The sequence below is a fragment of the Brochothrix thermosphacta DSM 20171 = FSL F6-1036 genome (assembly GCF_036884295.1).
In the GTDB taxonomy this organism is placed as follows: domain Bacteria; phylum Bacillota; class Bacilli; order Lactobacillales; family Listeriaceae; genus Brochothrix; species Brochothrix thermosphacta.
This window is the reverse complement of record NZ_CP145608.1, coordinates 1599932-1612819: the sequence shown is the minus strand read 5'-3', so window position 1 is coordinate 1612819 and position 12888 is coordinate 1599932. Positions and strand designations below refer to the sequence as shown.

General features: G+C 37.1%; 10 protein-coding genes. All 10 read left to right on the top strand.

Features of this window, described 5'->3' with window-relative positions; genetic code table 11:
* Positions 1–88: 88 nt before the first annotated feature.
* Complete coding sequence (locus V6S17_RS08110) at positions 89–2362, top strand: glycoside hydrolase family 65 protein (RefSeq protein WP_036027592.1); 2274 nt, start codon at positions 89–91, stop codon at positions 2360–2362.
* Positions 2359–3027, top strand: a complete 669-nt coding sequence (gene pgmB / locus V6S17_RS08105) for a beta-phosphoglucomutase (RefSeq protein WP_029092161.1) — start codon at positions 2359–2361, stop codon at positions 3025–3027. Before V6S17_RS08110 ends, pgmB begins: the two co-directional genes overlap by 4 nt.
* The gene (locus tag V6S17_RS08100; RefSeq protein WP_051457208.1) at positions 3020–4045 is read left to right on the top strand and encodes an aldose epimerase family protein; all 1026 of its coding nucleotides are present in this window, start codon (positions 3020–3022) and stop codon (positions 4043–4045) included. Before pgmB ends, V6S17_RS08100 begins: the two co-directional genes overlap by 8 nt.
* Positions 4046–4059: 14 nt before the next feature.
* On the top strand, positions 4060–5736 hold the full coding sequence (locus V6S17_RS08095) for a glycoside hydrolase family 13 protein (protein ID WP_051457207.1): 1677 nt from the start codon (positions 4060–4062) through the stop codon (positions 5734–5736).
* 409 nt (positions 5737–6145) lie between these two features.
* Positions 6146–7249, top strand: coding sequence for a 3-phosphoserine/phosphohydroxythreonine transaminase (serC, locus tag V6S17_RS08090; protein ID WP_029092159.1), 1104 nt, complete (start codon positions 6146–6148; stop codon positions 7247–7249).
* Positions 7242–8429, top strand: a complete 1188-nt coding sequence (locus V6S17_RS08085) for a phosphoglycerate dehydrogenase (protein WP_036027591.1) — start codon at positions 7242–7244, stop codon at positions 8427–8429. The genes serC and V6S17_RS08085 overlap by 8 nt, the downstream gene beginning before the upstream one ends.
* A 130-nt stretch (positions 8430–8559) precedes the next feature.
* On the top strand, positions 8560–9081 hold the full coding sequence (locus V6S17_RS08080; RefSeq protein WP_029092157.1) for a type 1 glutamine amidotransferase domain-containing protein: 522 nt from the start codon (positions 8560–8562) through the stop codon (positions 9079–9081).
* A 138-nt stretch (positions 9082–9219) separates the two neighbouring features.
* A complete protein-coding gene (locus V6S17_RS08075; protein ID WP_029092156.1) occupies positions 9220–10026 on the top strand; it encodes an ABC transporter permease in 807 nt (268 codons plus the stop codon).
* A gap of 18 nt (positions 10027–10044) precedes the next feature.
* Positions 10045–11649 carry a teichoic acids export ABC transporter ATP-binding subunit TagH gene (gene tagH, locus V6S17_RS08070; protein WP_069124599.1) on the top strand — a complete coding sequence of 535 codons (1605 nt, stop codon included), beginning with the start codon at positions 10045–10047 and terminating at the stop codon, positions 11647–11649.
* A 57-nt stretch (positions 11650–11706) separates the two neighbouring features.
* Positions 11707–12840 carry a CDP-glycerol glycerophosphotransferase family protein gene (locus V6S17_RS08065; protein WP_029092155.1) on the top strand — a complete coding sequence of 378 codons (1134 nt, stop codon included), beginning with the start codon at positions 11707–11709 and terminating at the stop codon, positions 12838–12840.
* The last annotated feature ends 48 nt before the right edge of the window (positions 12841–12888 follow it).

Below are 12888 nucleotides of genomic sequence, written 5' to 3'. Positions count from 1 at the left end.
CAAGAAACAGACGTTTTTCACTACGATAAGTGTAGCACTATCAGCTTGAAAAGATTGCAATAAATCATTTTATAAGGAGGAAATAAAAATGCAAAATAATAAATTTGAATTAGATGGTTGGAAATTAACAACTCATGAATTGGATAAAGAGAACAAACGTTTCCAAGAAAGTCTAACAAGTATTGGGAATGGTTACATGGGAATGCGAGGTATGTTTGAAGAATCGTATTCGGGTGATAAACATGAAGGCATATACTTGGCAGGTGTGTGGTACCCAGATAAAACGCGTGTGGGTTGGTGGAAAAATGGTTACCCAGAATATTTTGGTAAAGTAATCAACACAGTTAATTTCATGAAACTTGCTTTCTATATTGATGGTGCAGAAGTGGATCTTTACACGGATACTATCTCTGATTTCACTCATGAATTAGATATGTATAATGGTTTATTAACGCGTTCTTTCATTATTACTAAAGGAACAAAACGCGTGAAATTTACAGTGCAACGCTTTGTAAGCCTTGCAACAAAAGAATTATGTGCCATTTCAGTACAATTTGAGAACTTAGGTGCAGCAGCAACGATTAAAGTCGCATCAGCAATTGATGCAAATGTTACCAATGAAGATGCGAACTACGATGAAAAATTCTGGCAAGTTGTTGAAAAAGAGGTAGTAGCAACAGATGGTTTGTTGGTTGCGCGTACAATTGAAAATAACTTTGATATCCCACAATTTACAGTTGGTTTTAAAATGACGCATGAACAAACTGGCTTCGCGGTCCAAGCAGCAGTGGAAACAGAGCAAGAAATTGTGACCAACTATGAGGCAACAATTGAAACAGGTGAAAAAGTAGTTTTAGAAAAACGCATTTTAGTTGTAACGTCACGTGATTTTGAAACAGTTGAAAGCATTAAAGAGCAGCTTAATAGTTTAACGCAAACGCTTGCTTCATCAACTTATGATGAAATAAAAACAGCACACCAAACATTATGGCACCGTCGTTGGGACCTAGCAGATGTTGAAATTGGTGGGGACGTTTCGGCACAACAAGGTATTCGTTTCAATATCTTCCAATTATTCTCAACTTATTACGGTGAAGACGCACGTCTTAACATTGGACCTAAAGGATTTACAGGTGAGAAATACGGTGGTGCGACATATTGGGATACAGAAGCTTTTGCTATTCCGTTTTATCTGTCATTAGCAGCACCAGAAGTGACAGAAAACTTATTAGATTATCGTCATCAACAATTGCCACAAGCACAACATAACGCGAGACAACAAGGTTTAGCAGGTGCTTTATACCCAATGGTAACTTTTACAGGTGTCGAATGTCACAACGAATGGGAAATTACATTTGAAGAGATTCACCGTAACGGATCGATGGTGTATGCGATATACAACCATGCAAACTATACGGGGGATGAAAGTTACTTGTTAACAAAAGGAATTGATGTCATCACTGAAATTTCACGTTTCTGGGCAGACCGTGTTCACTTCTCAAAACGACAAGGACAATACATGATGCACGGTGTAACAGGACCTAATGAGTATGAAAACAACGTGAATAATAACTGGTACACCAACTATATGGCACAATGGACGTTGCGTTATGCGCTTGAAACGTTGCCTAAACTATCAGCTGAAAAACGTGAATCATTACAAATTACTGCTGAAGAAACGGCGAAATGGTCAGATATTGTTGAAAAAATGTACCTGCCACATGATGAACAAGAAGATGTTTTCTTACAACATGATACATTCATGGATAAAGATTTAACGCCTGTAGCAGAATTAGACCCAGCATCTTTACCATTGAACCAAAACTGGTCATGGGATCACATTTTACGTTCGCCTTACATCAAACAAGCGGATGTGTTACAAGGGGTGTATTATTTCCCTGAAAACTTTACACTTGAAGAGAAAAAACGCAACTTTGATTTTTATGAGCCTTTAACAGTGCATGAATCAAGCTTATCACCAAGTGTACACGCTATTTTAGCTGCGGAGATTCGTTACGAAGAAAAAGCAGTTGAAATGTATGAACGAACAGCACGTCTGGACTTAGATAATTATAATAATGATACAGAAGATGGTTTACATATTACATCAATGACAGGTAGCTGGCTTGCAATTGTACAAGGATTTGCTGGAATGCGCGTATCAGATCACGAATTATCGTTTAAACCGTTTTTACCAGAAAAATGGGAAAATTACCGTTTCCACATTAACTTCCGCGGTAGATTATTGTTAATCACAGTCACAACAGCTGGAACAGATGTGAAATTAATTAAAGGTGAGCCATTAACTATCACAGTTGATGAAAAACCACGCGTATTAAAGGTAGAGGAGGCAGCAAAATGAAGGCAGTAATTTTTGATTTAGATGGCGTTATTGCAGATACTGCACGTTTTCATTTTATCGCTTGGCAACAATTAGCAGCCGATTTAGGCATTGTTATTGATGAAGCGTTTAATGAAGAATTGAAAGGGATCAGTCGCTCGGAATCACTCGAGCGCATTCTCATTCATGGTAACCAAAGTGATCGATATAGCGAAGGTGAACTTGCTGTTTTTGCTAACAAAAAAAATGAAGTTTACCTTGAGCTCATTTCTTCATTATCTGAAAAAGATATTTTACCAGGTATTACAGCCTTTTTAGACGAACTAGCAACAGCTGAAATCCGTATCGCACTTGCATCTGCAAGTCGTAATGGGCCTTTTATCCTTGATAAGTTAGGTTTGAGTGATCGTTTTGAAACAATCGTTGATCCAGCAGACCTTAAAGCGGGAAAACCAGCACCAGATATTTATTTAGCAGCTGCAGCACAATTAGGCTTGAAGGCTGGTGACTGTGTTGGTGTGGAAGATGCGTTGGCAGGTGTACAAGCAATTAATGCAGCAAATATGGTATCAATCGCTGTGGGAGATGCTCAGGAATTAGCTGAAGCAGATCACATCTTTAGTAGCACAGCTTTGCTAGATCTTGAAACAATTCAAGGTGTTTGGGAAGCGGCACATCATGCCTAAGATTGAACGTTCCATTTTTGGTACGATTAAAAATACTACGGTGGAACGCTTTCAGCTCGAAAATGATCAAGGCATGTCTATCAGTGTAATGACTTATGGTGCAACATTATTGGAAGTTGTTGTGCCAGATAAAACAGGACGATTTGAGAACGTCGTATTAGGATGTGCGACATTAGCAGAATACAGCGCACATTCCCCTTATTTTGGTGCAACAATCGGTCGCGTCGGCGGCCGTATTCGCCAAGGGAAATGGTTAAACACGCAATTGACGCAAAACGAAGGAGAACAACACATACATGGTGGCGTTAACGCTGTTAGTCACCGTGTATGGGAGGTTCTTAAAAGTGATGTCGAAAATTTATCAGTCACTTTAGGAATTGTAAGTCCAGCGGGAGATAACGGTTACCCTGGTAATTTGGAAATGACTGTGACGTATCAATTGTATGCGGACAATCATTTTGAGATAATAACTACAGGGATAACAGATGAAGCAACATTATTTAATCCCACGAATCATAGCTATTTCAATTTAAGTGGTGATTTAAAAGAAACAATCAGCGAACATCAGCTTGAAATCGGAGCATCGCAAGTCGCGTTAATGGATGACAGTAAATGTCCGACCGGTGTGTTGGCACCTGTAGCCAATACAGCTTTCGATTTTCAAGCGGGCCAAACTTTGAAAGCGTTCACAAAAAAAGAGCCTCAAGGATTAGATACACCTTTTCCGCTGAATGAAGGTTCTGATTTTGCAGTACGTCTGACTGATAACGTCAGCGGACGCAGAATGGTAATAGAAACAGATGCCAATGCCATCGTTGTTTTCTCGACAACAGGAATGAACGAACCGTATTTAGTTAATGGTACCCGTCCGATGGTATCTGAACTAGGTATAGCCTTGGAGCCGCAACAGTTACCAGATGCGATACATCATGACCACTTTGGTGATATTGTATTGCCAGCAGGTAGACACAAAAGTTATCGCAGCAGTTACAGATTCGATACAATCAAACAAAACTAAAGGAGTGAATGAAGATGGAATGGTGGAAAGATGCAGTCATTTATCAGATATACCCTCGTAGTTTCAAAGATAGTACAGGTAATGGTTTTGGAGACCTCAGAGGAGTGATTGAAAAGCTAGATTACTTAGAATCACTCGGTGTGGACGGGTTATGGTTAAGCCCGATTTTTGAATCACCCCAAAAAGATAACGGTTATGACATCAGTGATTATCGTAAGATAGATCCACGTTTTGGAACTAATGAAGACATGTATGAATTGATTGAGAAAGCCCATGCAAAAGGAATGAAAATTATCATGGACCTTGTGGCGAACCACTCGTCTGATCAACATCGTTGGTTCCAAGAAAGTAAGAAATCAAAAGATAATCCCTATCGTGATTATTATATATGGAAAGATGCACAAGCTGATGGGTCACCTCCGAACAATTGGGGCTCTATCTTTTCAGGTGGCGCATGGGAATGGGATGAAACAACAGAACAATACTACTTACATTATTTCTTAAAAGAACAACCAGACTTAAACTGGGAAAATCCAAAGTTACGCGAAGAAATTTATGATTTGATGCGTTTTTGGATGGCTAAAGGTGTAGATGGTTGGCGTATGGACGTAATTGGAGCTATCTCTAAGGATCAGTCATTCCCAGCATATGACAGTGATGAACAATATGTCGTCGGCGAGTATCATTCTAACGGGCCACGATTACACGAATTTATTCAAGAAATGAACCGTGAAGTTTTAGCACCATTTAATGCAATGACAGTTGGCGAAGGAAATGGCTCAGATGTTGAATCAGCAAAATTGTTCACCGATCCAGAACGTAACGAATTAAACATGATTTTTACGTTTACACATATGGGCGTAGATGAACGTCCGACAGCACAACTTGGTAAATGGGGGATGAAACCGTTTGATTTAGTTGAGTTAAAAGCTGATTTGGCATTATGGCAAACAGCCTTAAATGAACGTTTTTGGAACACACTCTATTTCGAAAACCACGATCAAGCGCGTGTGGTGTCAAGATGGGGCAATGATACAACCTATCATCATCAAAGTGCAACAGCTTTCGCAACAGTCTTACATGGGCTCAAAGGGACACCGTTTGTATATCAAGGTGAAGAAATCGGTATGGTAAACAGTTCGTTCCCAATTGAAGATTATGATGATGTTGAAATTCATAACGCTTATAAAGACCTTGTACAAGAACGTCAATTATTATCTGAAGCTGATTTTATGGCAGCGGTTGAAACAAAAGGACGTGATAATGCACGAACTCCAATGCAATGGGATGCAACAGCGAATGCTGGTTTTACAACAGGCACCCCTTGGTTGAAGGTGAACCCTCGTTTCGAAGAGATAAATGTTGAAAAAGCCATTGCAGATAAAGGTTCTATTTTCCATTATTATCAAAAGTTAATAGAATTACGACACAATGAAGAACTTTTTAGAACAGGTGAATTTGAGCTGACTAATAGCGAAGACCCACGCTTATTCACCTACACAAGAACCTTAGGTGATGAACAATTAATTATTGTTGCCAACATGAGCGCTGAAAACTATCAGCCACTGCCGTTATTGTCGACTGAAAAAGCGACAGGGGAGTTGTTGATTAGTAACTATGCTGATACGCCAGCGATTGATGTGATAAGCGTCTTACGTCCTTATGAAGCGGCTATCTATAAAGTGAAATAAGATAAACTTAACAGAACGACAGCTAGTTTTAAAACATAGATTGTACAACGTATAAAAATAAATAATTTCACGAGAATAACAGTTTGACCTTTGTGTCAGTCTGTTGTTCTCTTTTTTAGGTTACAGTTGTGTTTTATATTTTAATAATTGGAATGACAATATTTTTTTGAAAAACGCTAAAGTAAGCGGTTACTAACAGAAAATTAAAAAAAGTTGTAATTTATTTTCAAAAGTTATCTGTTGATAGTATATTGAATAAAAGGTCATCGAAGAACTATCCGATTAAAATAAAGTTTAAGTTTCTAAAACCTAATAAAAAACAGTTTAACCTAAATACGAACATTGAAATGTTAATTATTTAAATATATACTTATTCTATATTACAAAAACAAAGGGGAGAGATGTTTACATGGAACAACGCGTTTATAATTTTTCAGCAGGTCCAGCCGTAATGCCAAAGGCTGTCTTAAAAAAAGCACAAAATGAATTTTTATCTTATCAGCAATCAGGTATGTCTGTGATGGAACTGAGCCACCGCTCAGAATTGTTCGAAACAATTTTAAGTGATACCGAATCACTGTTGCGTCGTTTAATGGACATTCCCGCTAATTATAAAGTGTTATTTATACAAGGTGGCGCAAGTTTACAGTTTTCGATGGTACCGCTAAATTTAGCGAATGGGAAAAAAGTTGCCTATATTGACTCAGGTTCATGGTCTAAAAAAGCAATTGAAGAAGCCAAAAAAACAGCAGAGGTTGTAACAATTGCCTCTTCAGCTAAAAATAGTTATCATACGTTACCGGTGATTGAACCCGTAACAGAAGACTATGCTTATGTACATCTTACGACAAATAGTACAATAGAAGGAACGGCTTATTTAGATATACCACTCGACAAATTTAATGGTTTACCATTAGTAGCTGATATGTCATCTAATATCCTATCAAGCGAATATAATGTCGAAGATTTTGCATTAATATATGCAGGTGCACAGAAAAATATTGGGCCAGCAGGTGTAACAATCGTTATTGTGCGTGAGGATTTCATTCAGTCACTACCTGAATTACCAACCCTGCTAAGCTATGAAACCTATGCAAATGCTAATTCAATGTACAATACGCCGCCAACGTTTTCGATTTATATGGCAAAACTTGAGTTAGAATGGATTGAAGAACAAGGCGGTGTTGCGGTAATTGAAAAAGCAAACCGTAAAAAAGCGCAATTATTATATGACTTTTTAGATCATAGTGATTTTTATACGTCGCCAGTTGAAGCGGGACATCGTTCATTAACGAACATTCCATTCCTCACACCTTCGCCTACAATGGATGAAGAATTCGTCATTGCTGCGGAAGCATCGGGTTTAACAAATCTTGAAGGGCACCGTGTAGTAGGTGGAATGCGAGCAAGTGTTTATAATGCAATGCCGATTGAAGGTGTTGAAGCACTGATAGCCTTTATGAATAAATTTGCAGTAGCCAATACGGTGACGGGGGATGTAAATAATGCCTAATACTTATAACGTTAAGACATACAATGAGATAGCTGTTAAAGGCCTAAAAAAACTTGATCCTGAGAAGTATTACCTCAATGGTAGCGGTAATGTTGATGCGGTTTTATTGCGTAGTTACGACATGAATCAGCAAGATTTACCAGAGTCGTTATTAGCAATAGCGAGAGCGGGCGCAGGTGTGAATAACATTCCTGTTGAAGCTTGTAGTGATGCAGGCGTCGTTGTGATGAATACGCCTGGAGCCAACGCAAACGCTGTGAAAGAGCTCGTGATTGCGAATTTGCTCACAATTGCTCGACCGATGATTGAAGGTGCAAATTGGGTGAAACAGTTGCCTAAGACAAACCTAGCAGAGAATGTTGAAAAAGGTAAAAAGAAATTTGTAGGCACTGAAATTCACGGGAAAACATTAGGTATCGTTGGTTTAGGGCACATTGGCCGTATTATCGCTAACGATGCTGTAGCATTAGGGATGGATGTTGTTATCTATGATCCCTATGTATCTGTTGAAGCGGCTTGGCAAGTTTCGCGTGAAGTTGAGCGTGTGGATGAATTAAAACAATTGCTTGAAATTAGTGATTATATTACGATTCATGTGCCATTATTAGAATCAACAAAAGCAATGATAAATAAAGTAAGCCTACAAGATATCAAAGAAGGGGCTGTGTTATTAAATTTTGCCCGTGGCGAACTTGTTGACACAGAAGCAATTGTTGATGCATTGAATAGCGGAAAATTAAAAAACTATGTTGCTGATTTTGCAGACGAAAAACTATTTGGTCAAGAAGGCGTGCGGATTTTACCACATTTAGGCGCTTCAACAATAGAAGCGGAAGAAAACTGTGCTGTGATGGCAGCAAAAGAATTAGCCCATTTTCTAGAGACAGGTAACGTTCGTAATTCTGTTAACTTCCCACGTGTAGAACTTCCTTACCGTGGTTTAACGAGAATCGCGATTGCTCATCACAATGTGCCAAATATGGTTGGGCAATTTACTACTAAAATTGCAGAAAATCAACTGAATATTGGTGATATGATTAATCGTAGCCGTAATAAAATTGCATACACACTGATTGATTTAGATAATGTGACAAGTACCATCAATCATGAGAAGCTAAAACAAGCGTTAGAGCAAATAGAAGGAATCATTCGAGTTCGTATTATTAAAGGTGATTATTAATTATACGAAAAAAGTAATTTTCAGTTTGGAACTGCCGTACATAGGTGGTTCCTTTTATGTTGTTAGGGGCTATTAAACTAAGAATATGATATAATTCAAGAGAGATAAAATTATAAGGGGTTGATAGAAAGTGTTACTTAAAGGGAAAAAAATACTATCATTTGTCAGTACTGATTTTGAAGATTTAGAATTATGGTACCCGATACTTCGTCTAAGAGAAGAAGGTGCGATTGTTCATTTAATAGCTGAAGAAAAGTCACATGAATATATTGGTAAATACGGTGTTCCTGCTGTTTCCGATGCGACTTTTTCTGAAATTAATACGGAAGATTACGATGCATTATTAGTTCCAGGCGGTTGGTCACCTGATAAATTACGTCGTTTTGATGATGTGTTACGTATTACGCGTGAATTTAATGATGCTAAAAAACCAATCGGGCAAATTTGCCATGCAGGATGGGTACTAATTTCAGCAGATATTCTCAAAGGTGTGAATGTTACAAGCACGCCGGGGATTAAAGATGATATGACGAATGCAGGAGCAATTTGGCACGACGAAGCAGTAGTAGTAGATGGTCATATTGTGTCAAGCCGTAGACCGCCAGATTTACCTGATTATATGAGAGAATTCATCAAAGTTATAGCAAAATAAAAAACGTTTTTGACTTATTCACCACAAATTTAATAGGATATAGTTCCCAAATTAAAAGTAACTGTGGTAAGATACATAAGTGTAAAATTTGAGTGTTATCACTTGAATTATTAAAACGAGAGAAAGAAGTGTATTTGTTTGAAAGATGCAGTTAGTATTGTAAAAGATCAATTAAAACATTTGAGTATGATTCTGCGAATTGCACGTTATGAAGAACGAGCAGACTATCAAAGTCATTATTTAGGTTTGTTATGGCAAATTCTAAATCCATTAATTCAAATAGGTACGTATTATCTAATCTTTGGTGTAGGTTTACGAGGAACTCGCACAGCTACAGACGGTGTGCCATTCTTTGTATGGATGGTTGTTGGTATGACAACATGGATGTTTATTAATCAATCAATCACACGAGGCAGCAAAGCAATCGTAAATAAAGTAAATCTTGTAAGCAAGATGAAATTTCCACTTAATATTTTACCATCAATCAATATTGCTTCAGGCTTTTCGGTGTATTTAGTAATGTTAGTTGTCTCATTAATCTTATTAGCATCACAAGGTGTGACGCCAACATTGATGTGGGCACAATATATTTATTATTTTATTTGTATGATTGTTTTCTTATATGCTGTAACGTTATTTACTTCGACAATAACAGTCTTATTTAGAGATATGCAGTTTGTTATTCAATCAGTCATGCGACTCTTATTTTATGTCTCAGGAACTATTTGGAATATAGCTGAGATGCCAGAATCAATTCGTCATTATTTCAGTTTGAATCCAATTCTATACATAGTTGAAGGATTCCGTGATGCTTTTCTTTCACGTGCGTGGTTCTGGGAAAGCCCAGCATTGACAATATATTTTTGGGCGTTCACGCTCTTTTTCTTGGTTGCAGGTAGTGTACTTCACAACAAGTTTAAAGAGAGCTTTGTTGACTATGTTTAAGAGAGAGGATTATTCATTATGACAGTTAAAGTTTCAGTCAAAGATGTATCAAAACAGTATGATTTGTACAAAAATAAATCAGATCGTATTAAGGCAATCTTTAATAAAAATAAAAAACCACAAGAGTTTTGGGCATTGCGTCATGTTTCTTTTGATGTTCATGAAGGCGAAACAGTGGGTTTAATCGGGGTAAATGGCTCTGGTAAGTCTACAGTGTCAAGTATTATTGCAGGTATAGCGCCACTCACTAAAGGTGAATTAAAAGTCAATGGTGAAGTGTCGATGATTGCAATCGGTGCAGGTCTTAAAGGTCCTTTGACAGGACTTGAAAATATTCGTATGAAATGTTTAATGCTTGGTTATAGCATGAAAAAAATTAATGAACTTATGCCAGAAATCATTGAGTTTTCTGATTTAGGCGATTTTATCCATCAGCCAGTTAAAAGCTATTCAAGTGGTATGAAATCTCGTTTGGGTTTTGCTATTGCAGTTCATATCGATCCGGATGTACTGGTAATAGATGAGGCGTTGAGTGTTGGTGATAAAACATTTTATCAAAAATGTGTGGATAAGATTATGGAATTTAAAGCACAAGGTAAAACAATTTTCTTTGTGTCGCATTCTTTAGCCCAAGTAAAAAAACTATGTGACCGTATTATTTGGATGCACTATGGTGAATTAAAAATGGATGGTCCTTCAGCTGAAGTAGCCAAAGCATATGACGAGTATGTTAAGTGGTTTAATGGCTTAACTGCAGCTGAAAAGAAAAAATATCAACAAGATTGTAAAAATAAACAAAAACAACCTTATTTACCGTTAGAAGTAATTAAAAGTGGTGATACAGATTCGCGTAGCGTACGAAATCAGTCTAAGTATGCCAAAATAGATAAAAAAGGCAGTGTTTTAACGCCGTTTATACTTATTGGGTTGATGATTGTGATGTTAGTCACTGGTTTTTCAATTGCAACAAATCAAAGTGTTGCAGCATTGATTATTCCATCATTAAAAAATGAAACTCAGGAAAATCAGGCTGAAAAGAAAATGGTTTGGGAGAACGTTGATGAAAAGGCTCGTTTCAACAAGAGTAATGTTCCGCTTTATTCTGATGAAAAACTGACGAAAAAAGTGGATGCTAAAGTTGCACTCGGTGAAGACCTTAAAGTATTGCGCCAAAGTGGATCGACAGTAGAAATAGCAATCGCTAAGGACAAGTTCTACACCACAAAAGGTAACTATCAATACAGATCTGATAGTATAGTGCAAGATAGTGTCGATACATCAAAATTAATCCCGTTAATAGACAACCGTATAGCAGATTCCTTTGAATATTTTACTGCTTATCTTGGTTCGAATAAGAGCAAGGTCTTGGATGCTATGAACTCATTAGATCACCCCAAAAAGAAATATGTGTCATTATACGAAGGTTCTTTGAAATATCATTATGATGACTCAGGTCAAATCAATTCAATGGAAATGGCAAGTACACAACCCATTACTGTGAAAGATTTAAATATTTCTAAAAGCCAAACGCTTTATGACGAAAAGGAACAGTCATTTTTCTTCGAAGGAAATGATTATCAATATTACGTGACTAAAAAAACAGTTACTATTCATCCAAAATAATAACTAAAGGCGATCTCTCGAGGTCGTCTTTAAGTTTTGATATAGGAGGTGTAAATCATGATGAAAAAAATATACATGTTGCTAATGCTTTTATTTTCAAGAGGACTTGCGGTTTTCTCTAAACGTGATAAAATAGTTTTCTTGTCCTCTTTTGGTGATAATAATGTACCTGTTGCGAACGAATTAATTCAGCGTAATCCAACTGCTTCGATTGTCTTTTTGTATGAACGATCTGCGGGCCAATCGCTTTTAAATTTAGACCCACGAATTGTACAAAAAAAATGTGATGGTGTAGCGATGTTTAGTTGTATCCCAACCTTAGTGTCAGCTCGTAAGTTAGTGATTGATAATTACTTTGCAGTTCTGGGGGCATTACCTAAAAATAAGAAATCTGAGACGATTCAAGTGTGGCATGCTAATGGTGCAATTAAACAATTTGGATACGAAGATGCATCAAATAGGATAAGACCTCTGGCAGATAAAAAACGCTTTAAAAAAGTGTATGATTTTACTGATAGTTATGTTGTGGGCTCAAAAAAAATGCAGGCTATCTTTGAACAATCGTTTGAAGCGAGAGGAAAGAAATTTTTACCATTTGGGATTGCACGAACCGATGTTTTTTTTGATAATAAATTAATGACTCAAAAACGTTTAGAAATTCGCCGAAAATTTGATGTTAGTGAGTCTAAAAAAGTGATAGTATATGCTCCTACCTACCGTTCAGGTGAACTTAGCAATGAATTGCAATTAGATGTTGAGTTATTGCGACGTGAACATTCAGAAGATAGTGTGTTGCTAATTAAAAGGCACCCACGATTGAACGATTCAGATTTATTGACAGATGATGATTTTATTAAAATAGTACCAAATACAACAGCTTTGACGGATTTTTATCCTGCGATTGATGTATTGATTAGTGATTTTTCTTCTATTCCGTTTGAGATATCATTATTACCTACGGTTAAAAAAATGTTATTCTTTTGTTATGATGAGAAAGAGTATGAACTGCAGCAAGGGTTACAACAGAACTGGCGAACAATGCTACCAGGCCCGATTATAGCAACCTCTCAATTACTGAGTGAAGAACTAAAAAATGTGCCTTACAAAGCTGATTATGAAGGCTACAACAAAACATGGAACACCTATACCACCGGCAATGCTGTTAAACAGTTGGCGGACTATCTACAGTAGTGTAAAATAGCTGTATTCGATTGTGTTTTTAGTTGAAACTGTTACAAT